Annotated in this window: 14 protein-coding genes; 6 read left to right on the top strand and 8 right to left on the bottom strand. The window is 69.4% G+C overall.

Features of this window, described 5'->3' with window-relative positions; all coding sequences use genetic code 11:
* Nucleotides 1–114 precede the first annotated feature (114 nt).
* The 4 genes from IE206_RS01150 to IE206_RS01135 form a co-directional block, all read right to left on the bottom strand.
* The gene (locus tag IE206_RS01150; protein ID WP_189959671.1) at nt 115–1527 is read right to left on the bottom strand and encodes a hypothetical protein; all 1413 of its coding nucleotides are present in this window, start codon (nt 1525–1527) and stop codon (nt 115–117) included.
* 160 nt (nt 1528–1687) lie between these two features.
* Nucleotides 1688–2821, bottom strand: a complete 1134-nt coding sequence (locus tag IE206_RS01145) for an FAD-dependent monooxygenase (protein ID WP_189959670.1) — start codon at nt 2819–2821, stop codon at nt 1688–1690.
* 204 nt (nt 2822–3025) lie between these two features.
* Nucleotides 3026–3505 (bottom strand): SRPBCC family protein, encoded by a 480-nt coding sequence (locus IE206_RS01140; RefSeq protein WP_226598609.1) that lies wholly within the window; start codon nt 3503–3505, stop codon nt 3026–3028.
* A 154-nt stretch (nt 3506–3659) separates the two neighbouring features.
* On the bottom strand, nt 3660–4511 hold the full coding sequence (locus tag IE206_RS01135; protein WP_189959666.1) for a LysR family transcriptional regulator: 852 nt from the start codon (nt 4509–4511) through the stop codon (nt 3660–3662).
* A gap of 80 nt (nt 4512–4591) precedes the next feature.
* On the opposite strand from IE206_RS01135, the gene IE206_RS01130 reads away from it, so the two are divergent.
* Nucleotides 4592–5083 (top strand): cupin domain-containing protein, encoded by a 492-nt coding sequence (locus IE206_RS01130; protein WP_189959665.1) that lies wholly within the window; start codon nt 4592–4594, stop codon nt 5081–5083.
* Between the two features lie 86 nt (nt 5084–5169).
* Here IE206_RS01130 and IE206_RS01125 read toward each other — a convergent pair whose 3' ends face one another.
* Nucleotides 5170–6789: an alpha/beta hydrolase gene (locus IE206_RS01125; protein ID WP_189959663.1), complete on the bottom strand. Its 1620-nt coding sequence runs from the start codon at nt 6787–6789 to the stop codon at nt 5170–5172.
* Nucleotides 6790–7168: 379 nt separating this feature from the next.
* Here IE206_RS01125 and IE206_RS01120 point away from each other — a divergent pair, with 379 nt between their 5' ends.
* On the top strand, nt 7169–8269 hold the full coding sequence (locus IE206_RS01120; protein WP_226598607.1) for a serine hydrolase domain-containing protein: 1101 nt from the start codon (nt 7169–7171) through the stop codon (nt 8267–8269).
* Nucleotides 8270–8630: 361 nt separating this feature from the next.
* Here IE206_RS01120 and IE206_RS01115 read toward each other — a convergent pair whose 3' ends face one another.
* A complete protein-coding gene (locus tag IE206_RS01115) occupies nt 8631–8825 on the bottom strand; it encodes a hypothetical protein (protein WP_189959659.1) in 195 nt (64 codons plus the stop codon).
* Between the two features lie 139 nt (nt 8826–8964).
* Nucleotides 8965–9174: a hypothetical protein gene (locus IE206_RS01110; protein WP_189959657.1), complete on the bottom strand. Its 210-nt coding sequence runs from the start codon at nt 9172–9174 to the stop codon at nt 8965–8967.
* Between the two features lie 169 nt (nt 9175–9343).
* Here IE206_RS01110 and IE206_RS01105 point away from each other — a divergent pair, with 169 nt between their 5' ends.
* Both IE206_RS01105 and IE206_RS01100 read left to right on the top strand, forming a co-directional pair.
* Nucleotides 9344–12277: an AfsR/SARP family transcriptional regulator gene (locus IE206_RS01105; protein WP_189959655.1), complete on the top strand. Its 2934-nt coding sequence runs from the start codon at nt 9344–9346 to the stop codon at nt 12275–12277.
* Between the two features lie 168 nt (nt 12278–12445).
* The gene (locus IE206_RS01100; RefSeq protein WP_189959653.1) at nt 12446–13546 is read left to right on the top strand and encodes an AfsR/SARP family transcriptional regulator; all 1101 of its coding nucleotides are present in this window, start codon (nt 12446–12448) and stop codon (nt 13544–13546) included.
* A 48-nt stretch (nt 13547–13594) separates the two neighbouring features.
* On the opposite strand, the gene IE206_RS01095 is transcribed toward IE206_RS01100, so the two are convergent.
* The gene (locus tag IE206_RS01095; protein WP_189959651.1) at nt 13595–14263 is read right to left on the bottom strand and encodes a cutinase family protein; all 669 of its coding nucleotides are present in this window, start codon (nt 14261–14263) and stop codon (nt 13595–13597) included.
* Between the two features lie 293 nt (nt 14264–14556).
* Between IE206_RS01095 and IE206_RS01090 the strand changes: the two genes are divergently transcribed.
* The gene (locus tag IE206_RS01090; RefSeq protein WP_444545496.1) at nt 14557–16983 is read left to right on the top strand and encodes a penicillin acylase family protein; all 2427 of its coding nucleotides are present in this window, start codon (nt 14557–14559) and stop codon (nt 16981–16983) included.
* A 150-nt stretch (nt 16984–17133) separates the two neighbouring features.
* A complete protein-coding gene (locus IE206_RS01085; RefSeq protein ID WP_373300848.1) occupies nt 17134–18183 on the top strand; it encodes an alpha/beta hydrolase in 1050 nt (349 codons plus the stop codon).
* The last annotated feature ends 193 nt before the right edge of the window (nt 18184–18376 follow it).

Here is an 18376-nt window from a genome sequence, read left to right as displayed (position 1 = left end):
TTCGTACGGCTTGGCCGACGCGGTGTGGTTCAGGTCCCCGGCCCGGGATCTGGCCGGGGACCTGCCGCGTCGGTCCGCCGGATGGCCACTGGGCACCCCCAGGTGCGACGGGACTCAGTGGCCTCCGCAGCCGTGCCCGCCACAGCCGTGTCCACCGCAGCTGTGGCCCCCTCCGTGCCCGCCTCCACTTCCGCAGCCTGCTGCCCCGCCGCCGCAGCCCGATCCGCCGCCGTCCCAGCGCTTGGGCCTGCCGCTCCGCGTAGGGCGGCTCCGCCCACCCTGACCCGTCCGGGGCCGGGCTGCCGACTTCGTGTCCTGCTGCCGTTGGCGTGCTTCCCGGCGCACCTCCCGCTGGCGCTCCGCACGCTCCTCCTCGCGGATCCGATCGCGCCGCGTCGCATCGCGAACCGCGCCGTCGGCGGGCTGCCACGGGCCGAACCCGTGACGACGCCGAGGCAGCAGCGCGGCGACCGTGACCGCCGCGTGGGTGCGCTCCTGCGCCGCGTAGGCGGAGCGCTCGATGACCGCGTACTCGACGGCGATCTCGGCGCCTTCGCAGGGCACGCCGTACAGCACCGCCTCGAAGGGCTCGCTGCGCGGGTCGATGTCGTAGTGCCCGTCGTCCGGCCCGTAGGCGGAACTGGTGCCCAGGAAGCGCGCCTCGTGGACGGTGTCGCGGCCCTTGGGAAAGTACGCGATCAGGGGGCGGGCGGAGGTGGTGAGGGCGTCCGGATACAGCCAGTGGTAGCCGTCGGCGCCGATGCGCACACCCACCCCGAGGGCCGGCTGGGACTCGTCGTGCAGGCGCCGCGCCGCGCGGAAGGCGACATGGCCCCACCCGTACACGGTGGTTCCGGCGACGAACAGGAGCAGGGCCGTGGTCTGCTGTCCGATGGCGTTGTAGGCGGGTGTGCCGTCCGGCACGGACAGGCTCGCGACGAGGCCGTCGGCCAGGATGGCGACGCCGGTGAGACAGAGGGCGAGCCCGAGGTAGAACTGCCGGAACCCTCGGTAGCCGTCCGACTCGGGCACCCGGCCCGGAAGCGCGTAGCGGCGCTGCCCCGCCGTGGCGAGCACGAGTGCACGCTGGCGGCGCCGGGCCCGCAGCCGCAGGCCCGCACCGGTCAACGCCCAGGCGGCAACGGCCAGTTCGAGGAGGTGTCCGATCTTGGCACGCTGGTCCAAGGTGTCGGTCGATGCCCACGAGATGGCCGCGTTCCCCGCGACCAGGAGCGCGGCCGGAACGGTCGGAACCGGAAGGAAGCGATACCAGAACGGCAGCGCGGCCAGCAGGACCGTCGCGGGATAACCCTGCCAGTCCGTACCCCCGGACGCGGCGCCCGACCAGCCGGAGGTCAGCACGTACGACGCGACGACCGCGACGAGCAGGGCCCAACTGCCCGCGACCGGGGCGAAGACGGCCGGGACTCGGGCCTTGAGCCACCGCTCGGCATCGACGAGAGGCCACACCCCGATGTCGCCCTCGGGCCGAGCTCCCGGCGGCAGGCGCTTGACGTAGTCCCTCACAAGGCGCTCCTTCGACATCGTCCGGCACTCACGGCGCCTGGCCCATCTCCCTTGGTGGCCAAGCGAGTTGGTGCTGAGGCGCCACTGGTCGCCTCGTCAAGTCTGCATGACGAGGCGGAGGAGCGGCCACCGGCGGCAGACCTCGGGGCCTTGGGGAACGTCAGCTGTGGTGGGGGTAGCCGGGGAGTGCGATGGCGTTGGCCGCGTGGGCGAGCCCGTCGGACGAGCTCGACGTGCCGTCGGCCCTGCGATGGGCGAGCCGCTGGTTCTCGTGGACGTACTCCCGCATCACCTGCTCGTAGCGGGCGAAGGCCGCGCGGTGGTCGTCCGGGTGGTTGGCGAGTTCTCCCGCGAGTACGTAGGCGCCGACCATGGCGATGCTGGTGCCCTGGCCGGAGCGCGGCGAAGCGCAGTAGCCCGCGTCGCCGACGAGCCCGATCCGCCCGTTCGACCAGTGGTCGAGGTGGACCTGGCTCATCGTGTCGAAGTAGAAGTCCGGCGCGTCCCACATGCTCGCAAGGAGGCGGGGCGTTTCCCAGCCGACGTCGGCGAAGCGCTCGGCGAGGATGTTCTTCTGCTGCTCGGGATCGCGGTGGTCGAAGGCGAGTTCCGCGGACTCGAACAGCAGCATCGCCCGGGCCTCGGTGTTGTGCCGGGCGCTGTAGACGCCGACCAGCGCGTCATCGGTGGTGTGGTACATCTGCCAGTGGTCGAGTCCGAGGAAGTTGTCCACGCTGAAGATGGCGAGATAGCTGCCGAGGAAGTGGAGGAACTCCGACTCCGGGCCGAAGGCCAGCCGGCGCACCCCGGAATGCAGCCCGTCCGCGCCGATCACCAGGTCGAAGCGACGCGGACGTTCGTGCCGGAAGCGGACCTCGACCGCGTCGTCGTCCTGTGTGAGGGAGGTGATGACATCGCCGAACAAGTACTCATTGCCGTAACGAGTCGCGTCGAACAGCAGGGTCGTCAGGTCGTCCCGCATGATTTCGACGTCGTCGTTGTCGATCAACCCGCCGGTCAGCGTGGCCTCGGTGGACCTGGACAGCTCCTCACCCCGACCGTCCACGAACGACATCCCGCGCATGTCGGTGGTGGCTGCCCGCACCTTGTCGAGCAGCCACATCCGTTCCACGACCTGTAACGCGACGCCGCGGATGTCGATGGCCTGCCCACCCCTGCGCAGGCCGGGCGCCCGCTCCACGATCGTCGGATGGAACCCTGCGCGCTGCAACCAGTGAGCCAGCGTCAGCCCGGCGACACTCGCTCCGGAGATCAGAACATTCCTGTTGCGCACGGCTTCTCCCAGTGCTTGGGACGTGACGCCGGTGACGGCATCGTCCGCGGACGCGGACTCCTTGAGTCTTGGTACGCGATGACGCGACGGCAATGCCCAGATCGGCAAGCAATAGTTCCGTTCTGAGCAACTGTCCGGTGTGCCCCGGACACCGACGGAGTGCCTGACGAAGGCAGTCGGCCAGGCCCTGCATTCCAGGTGAGCTCACCCACCGGAGGCCAGCTCGGCCAGGTGGCGCAGTGAGTTGGGCAGGTGCTCGGGGCCGAACGGCGGGAACTGGATGTGCTCGCGGACGGACTGCGGCACCGCCGACCAGTCGTAGGTGAGCGTGATCTCGGTCTCGGACGGGCCGAGCGATACGAGGTCGTAACGCCAGAGCCAGCCGCCGAACTCCAGGTGACCGTCGCCCTTCGGGTCGTATCCCGTCAGCCAGCCGATGGTGCGCGGTGGGTCGAATACGTGGACCTTGTTGGCCACCTGGTAGTCACCGTCGGGATGGTTGGGGTGGTACATGTCCATCCGGAAAATCTGCTCCACCTCGGTCAGCGGCGCCCGGTCGACGGGTTCCTGAACCCAGCCGGTGCCGTCGATCGCGGCATGGGTCGTCGGGTCCGCCAGCACCGCGAACACCCTCGCGGCGGGCACGGCGACCGTCAGGGTGGCGCTCACGTTGTCCTCGGCCATGGTGTGCATGCTCCTCGTCATCTCGTCCCGGGCGTCCCGCCGACGCGGAGGAGGGACGTTCCCCGACAGGTAGACGACGCGGCGAGGCGGAACTCATCGGTCCTGCGGCCCGCACCCGCACCCACGTCGGCCGGGCGGGCTTCCCGGTGAGTACTCAATCCTCGTAGGCGGCGATCGCGATCTGGACGAACGACCGGATGACGGGATTCGTGTCGCCCTCCTTCCAGGCCACCACCATGCGGCTCGGCGGCATGTCGATCAGCGGTACCACGGTGAGCCCCTCTCCCGGCTCGTGGTCCAGGAGCGTCATGCCGACCGTGCCGTTCCAGAGCACGGCTTGCCGGCATTCCTGGACGGTGCGTACCACCGGCCCTTCGCGCGGCTCGCCTCCGTTCCAGTACGCCTGCCAGAGAGGGTCGGTGCCTTCCGGGAAGCGGAACCAGCGGCGGTCGGCCAGATCGGCCGGTTTCAGGCCGTCACGCCCGGCCAGCACATCGTCGGCGCGGAGCAGCGCCCCCACCGGGTCGGTGCGGAGCTCGCGCACGGTGAGGCCGGTCTCGTCGAAAGGCCCGCGGGTCAGGGCGACGTCGACCGTCCCGGCGTGCAGCCCGCAGGTGGGATCGTTCAGGGTGGTGCCGCGGACGTGGACCTCGGCATGCGGGTGCCGACGGCGGTAGGCGGCGGCCAGCCGTGTCGCGCCCGGGTCGGTGCTGTCACCCAGGATGCCGACGGTGATGGCCGTGGCGCCGACCGCCGCGGCCACACGTCCCCGTACCCGATCGGCTTGCGCGAGCAGGGCGCGGGCCTCGTCGAGCAGCACCGCTCCCACCGAAGTGAGCGTGACACCGCCCGGGGAGCGGTCGAACAGCGCGGCGCCGAGCTCGGTCTCCAACTGCTTGATCGCCCGGCTCAGTGGCGGCTGACTCATGTGCAGCCGCCCGGCGGCCCGGCCGAAATGGAGTTCCTCGGCGACCGCCACGAAATAGCGCAGCGTGCGTAGCTCCATGCTGTGACGATACCCGCACGGTATCGGCGCTCCCGAACGGGTCTTGGACGATGTGCCGTTCCCGGCGGTGGAATCGAGGCATGACTGAAGAAACGAAGGCGACTGAGCCGATCACCGATCCTGCCGTCTCGGTGGTCGGTCCGGGCGACGGCGAGACGATCGTTCTGGGCACCACACGCATGCGCATCCTCGAAGACGGCAGCACCACCGGGCACCGCCTCGGGGTCGCCGAGTCCGTCCTCGCGCCGCACACGCCCGGGCCGCCGCAGCACCGTCACGCTCAGCACGACGAAGCTTTCTACATCATCTCGGGTTCCGTGCGGTTCACCGTCGGAGTGAACGACCACGACGCGCCCGCGGGCACCCTGGTGGTGGTCCCGCCCGGAACCCCGCACACCTTCGCCAACGTGAGAGACCAACCGGCCGTCATGCTCAGCACGTTCACACCGGACCTGTACGTGCAGTACTTCCGCGATCTGCAGGACATGATCACCAGTGGCCGGCCCATGACCCCGCATGCGACCGCGCAGACGATGAGCCGTTACGCCACCGAGCCCGCAGGCTACATCTGAGGCGTGGGGTCGACGCCAATGCCCGAGCGCGGCGGCAGTCGGCATGGCGCCGACTGCCGCCGCACGGGGCCGAGTTGACGCTTCGGCTACCGCAGGACGCCGTGCACGGCCTCGGGGTCGGTGGGGGAGAGGGGGCTGATGGCGGTCTTGCGGGTGAGGGCGGACGGCGGAGTCACGTAGGTGGGGGTGGGGTCGGCTTCGGGAGCGCAGGTTTTCGCTATGCGGCCGCCGCCCTTGGGGAGGCTGCCGTCGCGGAGGTAGTCGGTGAAGGTGTCGTCCAGACAGGCGTTGCCGTGGAAGAGGATCTCGTGGAAGCTGCCGCCGTTCTGGACGACCAGCTTCGAACCGGGCAGAGCGTCGTGCATGGCGAGCCCGCCCTCGTACGGGGTGGCGGCGTCCTCGGTGGCCTGGAAGAGCAGCACGGGCGGCAGGCCCTTGCCGGTGATCTTCATACGCCCCGCCGGGTTGCCCTGGTAGGGCCAGAACATACAGGCGGCGTTGTACCACATGTTGTTGTACGTGTAGAAGGGTGCCGAGGTGTTGACCTTGGCCTGGTCCTTCTTCCAGAACTCCCAGTCACGCGGCCAGGCGCTCTCGGTGCACTGCGCCGCGTTGTATGCGGGGAAGGTGCCGTCGTCGGCGCCCGGCGCCGCGTACAGGTTGTAGGCGATGCTCAACGGCCGGGTGTCGTGGTGGGCGACGTAGGCGGAGAGCACGGTGGCCATCCGCGGCCAGCGCAGGAAGTTGTACCCACCGCCGTAGAAGGTGTCCTCGAACTCGGCCGGGCCGATCTTGCCGGGAGCCGGGGCCGCCTCCACGGGGTTGCTCCGCAGGTCGGCTTCGACCTGCTGGTACGCCTTCTCGACTGCGGCGGCGTCCGTGCCCAGGTGGTAGACCGGGTCCGCCTTGGCCGCCCATGCCGCGAAGGCGTCGAAGCGGCGCTGGTGCTCCTTGTCCTGCAGGACGTTGTGGTCGTACCAGCTGATGGTGGGGCCGACGATGCTGTCGAGCACCATCCGCCGGACGCGCGAGGGGAAGAGCTGGCCGTAGGTGGAGCCCAGCGAGGTGCCCCAGGAGCCGCCGTAGAAGTTGATCTTCGGCGCACCGAGTGCCCGGCGGATGCTGTCCATGTCGCGCGCGTTGTCGACGGTGGTCATGTGCGGCATGAGCCAGGACCAGTCGCCCGCGCAGTCCGCGGCGTACCCGGCGGCCTTCTTGAGCCATGCCTTCGAAGTGCCCTGGCTGACCTGGTAGTCGGGCCGCTCGCCGTCGAAGTAGTGGGCGTCGCAGAGGACATGGGGCTCGCTGCCGTTGGTGCCCCGCGGGTCGAAGCCGATCCAGTCGTAGGTCGAGGCGACGTCCTTCGGGATCCGGCCGGAGATGTAGGCGGGCATCCAGAGCCCGGAGTCCCCGGGGCCACCGGGGTTGAGCAGGATCGGGCCCTGCTGCTTGCTCTTGGGCGCGGTGGCGGGGAGCCGGTTCAGCTTGATCTTGATCTTCCGGCCGTGCGGGTCGGCGTAGTCCACCGGCACGTCGAGCATCGCGCACTGGAGCGCGGGTGTGCCGGTGTCGTTGCAGGAACTCCAGACGAGCTTCCCCTGTCCGGTGTCCGCGGGGACGGCCGCCTCGGGTGCCGCGCTGGCGGACGTTCCAGTGAGGGCCGCGACGGCAGTGGCTGCCGAGAGCAGGGCGATGACTTTTCTCATGGAGAGCATGATGTGATATGTGAAATTTTACAGCTAGAGAACTGACGGGACGTTATCAAGCTGTGACTGGAGGGGGGTTGGGGACGCCGGGGGCGTCCGCCCGTGACTCCGGGCCGCCCCGTACGCCACAGTGGTCGGCATGACAACAGGGTCACAGCCCATCACCGTGCCCGCACCGTCCCGACGCCGCCCTGCTCGCGGGTGGCGTGTGGCAACCTCCTTACTTGCCGTGTCCTGCCTGGTCGCCGTACTCGACCGGCCAGGACTCGCAGCCGCCCAACCGGTCACCACTCACATCAGCGTGCAGGTCGCGCCTCCTTCCGTGGGGAGCCTTGGCGATGCAGCGCGACAGGCCCAACTGGAAGGTGTGGTACGGCAGTTGCTGTCCACCGGGGCGCCCGGCGTGATCGTGCGGGTGGACGACGGCCGCGGCCGGCCGATCCAGATCGCCGGGCAGACCGAGTGGAGCAGGCAGCAACACCGGCTCCAGGCGGAGGACGAGTTCCGGATGGGGTCCAACACCAAGACCATGATGGCCACGCTCGTACTGCAACTGGTCGGTGAGGGCAGGCTCGCCCTCACCGACCCGGTGGAGAAGTGGCTGCCCGGCCAGGTGCCCGACGGCAGGGAGATCACGCTGCGCATGCTCCTCAATCACACCAGCGGCCTGTACGACTACACGCAGGATCCCGTGCTCCTGCCGTCGATCCTGGGCAAGGATGCGAGGCAGTGGACGTCTGCACAGCTGCTCGCCGTCGGAGTGCGCCACGATCCGGTCTTCGCGCCGGGCGCCGCGTGGGCGTACAGCAACACCGATTACGCGGCGATCGGCGCCGTCCTGGAGAAGGCCACCGGCAGGAGCCTGGCGGATCTGGTCCGCGACCGGATCGCGCGGCCGCTCCACCTCCGGCACACCTATTACCCGACGGACTCCACCTGGCGCGGTCGCCACGCCCATGGCTACGAACCCGATGCCGCCCATATGCCGCCGGGGGTGCCGGCCGAGGTCAGGGACTACGCGGGGGCCCATCACGACGGTCATGTGAACGTCTCCGACAACAACGTCTCGTGGGGCGGCGCGGCCGGGGCGGTGGTGTCCACCGCGCAGGACTGGGGCCGGTTCTCCACCGCTTTGATGTCCGGCAGACTGCTGCCCGCCGCCCAGCTCGCGCAGATGCGTACGACCGTGCCGGTCGACCCGGACCGGCCGGACGGGCCCGGCTACGGTCTCGGCATCGAAACTGTCACGACCCCGTGCGGCACGGTGTGGGCTCACGACGGCGGCATTCCCGGATACCTCAGCACCAACATCACCGACTCCACCGGCCACCGCACGGCGTCCGTTCTCGTCTCGACGGAAGCCTTCGCCGAGACGCCCGCCGCGTTTCCCGGCCTCACCAGGGCCTCCAAAGCCCTCCAGTCCGCCACGATCTGCGCCATGTTCGACAAGCCGACGCCGACAGCACCTCACGCCGACTGAGCGCCCGGCCGAACCGCCGGGGGCTCCCTCCGGCGCGTCGCCCTCAACCCTTCCGGCTCAGGCGTTCCAGGAATAGGGACACGTACGTCCGATCGGTGGCTTGTGAGCAGGGAAATGCGGCCTCCGCGGCATCGAGTTCCGCTTGATGGAATTTCTGCCACGCGGGATTCTGAGCGGCCAGCGCTGCCAATTCGTTCTGGGGCGGCATGTGGTTCCCACCCTGAACGCCGGCCACCACGGACGTGTATTCCTTGCGCAGGTCCGTGATGAGCGCGAGACGGGATTGCGCCGGATGACCGGCAGCCGTGGCGCAAGAACTCCACGTCCGAAATGCCGACCGGTAGCGGCTGTCGTGTGGCACCTAACCGTCCACCCGAGCCCACTCGGAGTTCGCCTCCGGGATTCCGTATTCCTTTTCGGCCGTATGCTGCGAGCTGTCGACGCAGCCGGGAACGGCCGCATCGTGAGCCTTGAAGGAAGCGGCCGAAAGGGTCTTCACGTAGCTCTTGGCTTCCGTGTCGTCGGACGGAAAGTACGCGAAACCGGCCGCGACCATCGCGGCAATGATTACGCCCAGCGTGACCGCAAGGGTCTTGTGTTTGCCCAGCGCCGTCCGGCCTCCTCCCTCGACCGGTGTGCCCTGGTGCGCTCCGAACGGTGCGCACCAGGGCTCCTGTTGCCTGTTCAGGCACCTGTCACCAGTTGCTCAGATCGACGCCGACCAGATCGAAACCCTGGTTGTAGGTGCCGTTGTCGGTGCAGTCGTAGTGCGAGGAGTCCGTGCCATTGCGCGCGACGATCGAGGACTCGTACCAGTTGCTACCGCCGTTGCCCCGGAGACAGTGGGCCATGCCCTTGCCGCGGTCCTGCCCGGCTACGCCGAAGGTCTTCCAGCCGCGAAGCACGGTTGATCACTGCTCCCTCTGTGGTGGTGCCGATCGGAAGTGGTGCGGCGTACGTATCGAGCCGTGCTGCGGAGACGCTATGGACACCGCTCCGTGGGCCGTCCTAGATTCGTCCTAGTGCGAGGTAGGCCAGGGGGAACGGCGCTCATCGTCACGTAGCAGGGGGAGCATGAGATTCGGCTTACTGGGGCCGTTGCACGCCCAGATCGCCGGACGTGCGGTCCTGTTGAACGGCCCGCGGCAGGCCAAGATGCTGGCAGCACTGCTGATCGACGCCAACAACGTCGTCGCCATGGAACGGCTCGTCGCCGTGATGTGGGACGCGAACGCGCCCGCCACCGCGGTCCGCCAGGTCCAGGACGCCGTCTCCGGGCTGCGCCGCAACCTCGCCGCCTGCGGAGCGCCCGGCACCCTGATCAGCACGCGGCGCGGCGGCTACGAGATCCACCTGGCTCAAGACCAGCTCGACCTGCTGGAGTTCGATCACGAGCGACACCTCGCCGAAAAGCACACGACTCCGTTGGAGACAGCGGGCGCGCTGCGGCGGGCGCTCGCCTGCTGGCGCGGAGACGCCCTGGTCGACACCCCCAGCCAAGTCCTGGAGATCGATGCGGCACGGCTGAACGAGCAACGCGCGGCCACGCACAAGCAGTGCCTGGCCATCGAACTCGGCCTGGGGCTCCATCGAGAGGTCATCGATGAACTGACCGCCCTGCTCCGCGAGCACCCCTACGACGAGCAGGTCGCCGAACACCTGATGGTCGCCCTCTACCGGTGTCGAAGACAAGGCGAGGCGCTGCAGGTGTACGAGCGGCTGCGCCGGACCCTGGCCGACGAACTCGGCGTCGACCCCACCCCGCCGCTCCAGGCGCTGCACCGGCGCATCCTGACGGCGGACCCCGCCCTGGCGGCCCCGGTTCCCTCACATGCCCGCCCGGCCGCGCCACCGGACAGCCCTGCCCCGGCGTCCCCCGGGTCGGCCATGGCGATGCCGGTGCGTCAACTACCCCTCGACGTACCCGACTTCGTGGGCCGCGCAGAAGTACTCGCCGAGATCGCCGGACTGCTCGGCGGGTCGGCGCCGAACCGGGCCCGGGTGGCCGTCGTCGTGGGCGGTCCCGGTGTCGGCAAGTCCTGCCTGGTGACGCATGCCGCGCGGCTGGCGAGCGCCAACTTCCCCGACGGCCAGCTCTACCTCAACCTCGCGGCGACATCGGACGAGCCCCGCGACCCGGGACTGATGCTGGCCGAAGCGCTGCGCGCGCTTTCGATCGCGGGCAGCGCGATCCCGAACGCCCTCTCCGAGCGGGCCGCGCTCTACCGTTCGTTACTGGTGGACCGTCGCATGCTGGTGGTCCTCGACGATGCCGGTCACGCCGATCAGGTGCTGCCCCTGCTGCCCGGCGCCGAGGGCTGCGCCGTGTTGATCACCAGCCGCACTCTCCTCACGCAGCTTCCCGGCGCCCGGCACATCGACCTGGACGTGCTGAGCCCGGCAGAGGCACGGGAGTTGTTCACCGGGATCGTCGGCCGGGGGCGGGTCGAACGGGAACCGGGCGAAGCCGACGCGATCCTCGACTGCTGTGGCAATCTGCCGCTGGCGATCCGCATCGCGAGCGGCAAACTCACCGGCCGCCCGGCCTGGTCGTTGCGGGTGCTGAGGGAGCGGATCGAGGACGAGTCACGGCGGCTGGCCGAGCTGAGGATCGGGGACCTCAGCGTCCGGGCCAGCGTCGATCTGAGCCTACGGCTGCTGCCGGCCGACGCGGTGCGCGCCCTCAGTCTGCTGGGTCTGCTCGGCGCCTACACCCTGCCCGGCTGGGTAGTGGGCCCCCTCCTGGACCGCCCGGACGGCGAAGAAGTACTCGACACCCTCGTCGATGCCAGCCTGGTGCGGCTGACCGCCACCGACGCCCTCGGCGAGCCGCGCTACCGACTGCACGACCTGATCAGGACCTGTGCCATGGAGGCCGCTGCCCCGCTGCCCACGGCGGACAAGCGGGACGCGATCATCCGGGTGCTGTCCGTGTGGCTCGATCTGGTCGGGCGCGGCACCGACCGGCTGCCCGGCGGGCTGCTGGCCGCCGCCCCCGGTTCGGCACCGCGCCGGTCGCTGCCCGACGCGGTCGTGGACCGGCTGATGGCCGATCCGATCGGCTGGTTCGACGCGGAACGCGACAACCTTCTCGGCGCGGTGAAACTGGCCGTGGACTGGGGCCTGGACGAGCTGGCCTGGGAGCTGGCGGCCGGCACGGCGACCTACTACGACCACCGGTGCCTGTACCAGGACTGGCAGCACGGGCACCGACTCGCGCTGGACGCGGCCGAGGCCGCCGGCAACGCGCGCGGGGCGTCCGTGCTGCTGCGCGGACTCGGCCAACTGCACATCTACCAGGACGAGTTCGACCGGGCCACCCGCGCCCTTGAGACCTCCATCGAGCTGTGCCGGGACACCGGGGACAAGCGCGGCGAGGCGCTGTCGATGGCCACGCTCAGTACGGTCAGCCGGGTGCAGGGCCGTGACGACGAAGCGCTCGAACGTGTCGAGCAAGCGCTGACCATCGCGGTCGGTGAAGGCGACCGGCACATCGAAGCGCAGCTGTCCTGCTCCATGGGCGTGATGCGACTCATGCAAGGTCGACTCGAAGAGGCCGAGTCCTGGTTCGACGGGGCTTTGCGCCTGGCCACGGCGCTCGACGACGAGCATCGCATGGCCGTCGTGCTGCGGCGCTTCAGCCGGCTGCACGCCGAGCGCGGTGATCCGGACGAGGCGCTGCGCTGCCTCGGGCAGGCGCTGGCCACCTTCGAGAAACTGGCCGACGAGCGGTGCGCCGCCTACACGCTGCTCGAAGTCGGCCGCGTGTACGCCGGCCAGGACGACCGGGACCGGGCGAGCCCGGCGTTGGAGCGTGCGGCGGGCCTGTTCCACCGGCACGGGGACCGCCAGGACGAGGCCACCTGCTGGCAGCTGATCGGCGACCTGGACGCCGCCGCCGGCGTCCACGACCTGGCGCACCACCACCGAAGCCGGGCGCTGCGACTGTGGCAGACGATCGGCGAAATGAACCAGACGGAAGCTCCGGCGCGACCGTCGTCACCGTGAAGCGCGGCTGCGGCTGCGCAAGCCGGATGGGCCGCCCGGCGAAGGGGCGTCCAGGGTTCATCGAGCACCGTCGTGGCGCGTCACCCCGGATCATTCCGGATGCCTTGCCCGGGTACTCCCGCACTACCTTGTCGATCGCGTCCAGACCGACAAGACCGGGGAGCAGCGATGCCGACGACCGCCGCCAGCCGCCGGCCGACTGCTGTCACCCTGCTCAGGCAGCAGGAGCGCAGGGTGCTGCAGGCCGTCGGCTGCGGTCTGCGGGACGACGAGATCGCCGCCGACCTCGCCATCCCCGAGGACGCCGTGGCCGGACACCTCGCGCGCATCCTCGCGAAGCTCGGGCTGCGCGACCGCGCCGCCGCCATCGTCCACGCCTTCGACTGCGGCCTGGTCGTTCCCGGCCACGGCCCCCGTACGCAGGAGTCGAGACCGGCGCCGCGCACCGCCGTCGGCCGGGCGGCCGAGCCGAACGTGCGGATCTCCCTGCTCGGACCGCTCCAGGCATGGCAGGACGGGCGGCCCCTGAACCTGGGTCACCTCCGCCAGCAGGCCGTACTGGCGGCGCTCGCGCTGGGCGCGGGGCGAACGGTCAGCCAGCAGGAACTGCTCGACGGCGTATGGGGGTTGGAGCCGCCGCTCACCAATGTGGTGCCGGTGTACATCTACCGCTTGCGCAAGGCCCTGCGGATCGGCGAAAGGCCGGACTCCGTGATCCAGCACGACCGGTGCGGCTACCGGCTGGCCCCGGGCGCGGCCGACGTGGACGTGGTGCGACTGGAGAAACTGCTCACCGCCGTCCGGACGGCCGATCGGGCGGGCGATGGGACCGAGGCGGTCCGGCTGTGCGGCCAGGCGCTCGGCCTGTTCCGCGGGGAGCTCCTGGCCGGCCTGCCCGGGCCGCTCGCCGAGCTGGAGCGGGTGCGGCTCACCGAGCGGCGGATCGCCGTCATGCAGCAGAAGCTGGCGTGGCAGCTCCGGCTCGGCCAGCACTGCGAAGCCATCGCCGAACTGTTCGCCCTGACCGCGGCGCACCCCCTGAACGAGCCCGTGGCCGCGATGCTGATGCACGCCCTCCACCGGAGCGGCCGACAGGCCGACGCACTGAACGTGTTCGACCGCACCCGCCGCCGGCTCGCCGCCGACCTCGGGGTTCCGCCCAGCCGGATGCTGCGACGGACGTACCAGATGATCCTGAGCGGCGACGAAGCCGGGCCTGGGCCTCACCAGAGCCACGCGGTGACCGCCGGACCGGCTTCGTCGCGGTAGGGGCCACGGTGACGGTGGCCCCTACCCCTGCCTCACGCCTGATCGTGGTTACCAGGGGTACCAGGCGCCGTTGTACCACTGCTCGTTGGCGTCGTCGTTGTGGTGATCCATGTTGAAGTCCGGCCAGTAGTTGTCATTGTGGTTCTTCGGGTAGGTCCAAATGCCGGCGGACTCGTCGCAGATGTAGTCCCAGTAGCAGATCGACTTGACCGGCACGTTGCCGAAGTCCCGGTCACTGCCCGAGAGCGGGGGGCCGATGATGCCGCCGAACGGTGCGGCGCTGCCGTTGGTGCCGGGACCGCCCTGACGCTTGGGGTCCGCGAGGAGAATGGCGTTGACGTTGCCGAACGACCTCCAGTTCTCGCTGATCCAGACGTGCACGACTGCGGCACCCAAGGAGTACCCGCCCATCTTGACGTGCTGGTCCGGGCACGCGGCACGCTGGTCTCGGACCAGCCGGTTGAGCTCGTTGACGCCCGACCGGACGCTCGGACCGCTGGGGACCTGGCTGGCATACCCCACGTGCTGCTGGATGTTGCCCGTGAACCGGTCGTTGTCCCACGTGCTCCACGTGCCCCCGACAACGATCGTGTAGGTGCCGTCGCACGAAGCCGCCGCTTTCGCGGTGGCGCCCTGCGCCGTGGCCCCCTGCGCAGCCGAAACCCCGACTGTCAGCAGCAGCCCGGCTAACGCGGCCCTGATCCTGCTGGCTCGCATTGGATCCTCCCCATGTAGTTGGCCTACGCGTCCGCTTCCCGATGCGGAACGCCGTCGGCGAAGGTCACCGGACGACAGTGGCAGCGGCCGATGACATCCCGATGAAACCCGCCGCGCCCGAGCGGGCCGCCTGCCGGGGCACGGACGGAAACGCCCTGGGCAGGCGATGCCCGGGCGGCTGCTCCATCCGGATTTCATCGGTCCTCCCTACCGTGTCCGCGTTCAGGCGAGGGCCTGGATCACAGGGGAAGGACGGCTCGATGGCGCGGAGGAGATTCAGAGCGAGGCTGCCGATGGCGGTCGTGTCCGCGGTGGCGGTGATCGGCACGATGACGGCCGCCGGGTCGCCCGGCGCCGGGTCATCGGCCGCAGCACAGGGCCCGGACAAGCCGACCATCCGCTACACGGAATACGGCATCCCGCACATCATCGCCTCGAACTGGGAGGGGCTGGGAACGGGCTACGGATACGCGGCCGCCAAGGACAACATCTGCACCCTGGCCGACACCTACCTGATGGTCAACGCCCAGAGGTCCCGCTATCTGGGACCCGATGGCAGGGCGAGCCCCGGCGAGACCCAGAACACCACCACCAATCTCAACAGCGACCTGTACTTCCAGCGCATGAACGACAACCGCGTGGTGGAGCGGCTGCTCGACCAGCCCGCACCCAACGGGCCGGAACCGGAGGTCAAAGAGGCCATTCACGGCTACGTGCAGGGATACAACAGGTACCTGGCCGAGACGGGCGTGAACAACATCTCCGACCCGGCCTGCCGCGGTGCGGCCTGGGTGAAGCCGATCACGGAGCTGGACGTCTACCGGCACGCGCACGCCGAGATCATCATGGGCAGCGCCGATCCGCTCCTGAACGGCGAGGTGACCGCGCAGCCCCCAGGGGCGTCGGCCGCCGCACCGAAGGCGTCATCGCCCGAGCAGACCGCCGAGAAGATCCGCGACGCGATGGCCGTCAGCCGTCAGCAGAGCATGGGCAGCAACGCGCTGGCGGTGGGTTCCCAGGGGGTGTCCTCGGGCACCAGCATGATGCTGGCCAACCCGCACTTCCCGTGGCAGGGCAAGAACCGCATGTGGCAGAGCCAGCTGACGATCCCGGGACGGATCAATGTCTCCGGGGCCAGCCTGCTCGGGTTCCCCGCGGTGAACATCGGGCACAACGACGACGTCGCCTGGAGCCATACGGTCGCCACGGTGGCTCCGTTCGGTCTCTTCGACGTGCAGGTGGACCCGCTGAACCCGACCAACTATTTGGTCGACGGCACCTGGCAGAAGATGACCTCGCAGCAGGTCAGTGTGGACGTGCGGAACACGGACGGCTCCCTCGGCAAGGTCAGCAGGACGCTGTGGTCCACCCGGTACGGCCCCATCACCGCATCCGTGCAAGGTGTCCCACTGCCGTGGGTGGTCAGCGCGCACGCGGTACGCGACGCGAACATGGACAACCTGCGGGCCATGAACACCTGGTTCCACCTCGACCAGGCCAAGGACGTCAACCAGGTGGTGAACACCCTGGAGGCCACGCAGGGCATCCCCTTCTTCAACACGGTCGCCTCCGACCGCAAGGGCAACGCGCTGTACGCGGACATCCAGGCCACCCCGAACATCACCGACGAGCACGCACAGGCGTGCCTCACCGAGACCGGCAAACTGCTGTGGAACCAGTCACTACGGCTGCCGAACGTCCCGCCGATCTCCATCTTCGACGGCAAGCGCGGCGCATGCGACTGGCCCGACGACCCGAACGCGGTCGCACCGGGGCTCCTCGACCCGCACAAGCAGCCGCGTCTGATCCGGTCCGACTTCGTGGGCAACGCCAACGACAGTGCCTGGCTCGCCAACCCCGAGCAGCCGCTGTCGTACCCCAGGGTGTTGGGCGACGCCGCCGCGCCGCGGTCGCTGCGCACCCAGGAGCTGATCCTGACCGCGCAGCACCGGATCAACGGCACCGACGGGTTGCCGGGCAGGGGCTTCACACCGGAGAACATGCGGCAGTTGCTGTTCGCCGACAACAGCAGGGCGGCCGACCTCGCGCTCGACGCCACGGTGACGATGTGTCGGAGCCAGCCCTTCGGGCTCATCCTGGTGGACGGCAACCTGGTCAACGTGAGCGAGGCGTGCCCGATCCTCGCCGCCTGGAAGGACCACGACTACTCGGCGGACAGCCGGGGATCCTGGCTCTTCGAGAACTACTGGGCCTTCCTGCTCAATGGGCAGGCCATCGAGAAACTGCCGTGGAAGGTCCCCTTCGATCCCAAGGACCCGGTACACACACCCAATTCCCTGGACCCCGGAAGCTCCGCGGTGCGCGATGCGTTCGGCCGGGCGGTGCTCGCACTGCGCAACGCGGGAGTTCCGCTGAACGCGCCGCTGTCGGACGTCCAGAAGATCACCCGCAACGGCGAGCAGATCCCGGTCCACGGATCGATCAGTGAACTGGGCGTGCTGAACGTGGTCACGCCTGGTGTGGTCGACGGCAAGCTGGACATCACCTTCGGGTCGAGTTTCGTCCAGGCGGTACGGTTCACCGCCGACGGGCCGCCCCAGACGTCCTCGGTCCTTGCCTACTCCCAGTCGGCGAACCCGAACTCGCCGCACTACGCGGATCAGACCAAGCTGTTCTCAGCCGGCCAGTGGGTGACCGAGCGGTTCACGGAGGACCAGATCGCGGCATCGCCGTCCTTGGAGGTCAAGGTCCTGGACTGAGACCGGGACGTAGCGGCACGCCGGGACCTCGACGACGGTCTCCGGCGTGCCATTTCATCGGGATGTCATCGCCTCCCGATACGTTCCGCGCGCTCAACGACAACGCTCACGAGGGGGCTTGCTGTGCTGAAGAAATCGAGTAGATGGCGCATGGTGGTGGCTTTGATGGCCGCCCTGGTGGGGATGGCCCTGCCGGCGGGTTCGGCACAGGCGGCCGACCGCACCGCGCCGCCGCCGATGGCGGACGGGTTCGGCCTGACCCAGGTCGGCACGGCGACCGGCGGTCCCACCAACTTCTACATCACCGTGACCACGCCCGAGGTCGCGGGCAAGCACCACATCAAAATCATCCTGCCGAGCGGCTACTACGACGACCCGGCCAGGCGCTACCCCGTGCTGTACTTCCTGCACGGCTCTCCCGACGACCCCATCCAGCAGACGTATCCGGCGCTGACCACCTCGAACCAGATGATCACCGTCGTCCCGGACGGCGGCGCTCGCGGCTGGTATGCGAACTGGCTCAACCAGAACACCGCGGCCGGTGCCCAGAACTGGGAGAACTTCCACCTCAACCAGGTGATCCCGTTCATCGACGCGAACCTGCGCACCGTCGCCACCAAGAAGGCCAGGGCCATCGCCGGAGTCTCCATGGGCGGGTTCGGGGCGTTCCACTACGCGCAGGACCACCCCGAACTGTTCAGCCAGACCGCGTCCCTGTCGGGAGACATCGACATGTCGGCCGACTCCATGGACCTGCGCCTGGCCACCGTCGCCTCCCTCATCGACGCGCAGGGTGTGATCTGCGGCTCGTCCTCCGGCGTCTGCGACCCCAACAACGACCCCTACAAGCCCGGCGTGGACAGCGACGCCCTGTTCGGCTCGCCCTACCCGGTGTTCAACGCCGACTGGCGCTGGAACGAGGTCGACCCGTCCCAGCACATGGACAAGCTCAAGGGAGTCGGGGTCTCCATCTACGTGGGCAACGGACGCGGCTCCGCCTTCGAGCCCGAGTTCTGGCTCGAAGGCGCATCGAAACACGTCAAGGACCGCATGGACGCGCTGGGCATGTCCTACTACTACGTCGACTACGGCGACGGCGCGGCCTGGGGCACCCAGTGCAACGGCGGCCACAACGGCGGATGCTGGGAACAGGACCTCCGAGACCTGATTCCCCGCCTGGAGAGGTCCTTCGCCTCCTGACCGTCCAGGATCCGGCGAAGGCGGCACGCGGCTGCTGGAAGAGCTGACGTGCGGCACCGAGCCTGCGCCATGTGCGCACGGTGACCGCCCTCCACGAGCTGCCGACCGCGGACGGCACAGTCCTGTAGCCGCTTCCCGGGCAACGGCTATGGTGCACCGGCATCGGGGCGCGTTGGCCGCCCGTAGCCCGAAA

The sequence above is a fragment of the Streptomyces violascens genome (assembly GCF_014649955.1).
In the GTDB taxonomy this organism is placed as follows: Bacteria; Actinomycetota; Actinomycetes; order Streptomycetales; family Streptomycetaceae; genus Streptomyces; species Streptomyces violascens.
The sequence above is the reverse complement of the archived record's forward strand: the minus strand, read 5'-3'. Positions and strand labels throughout refer to the sequence as shown.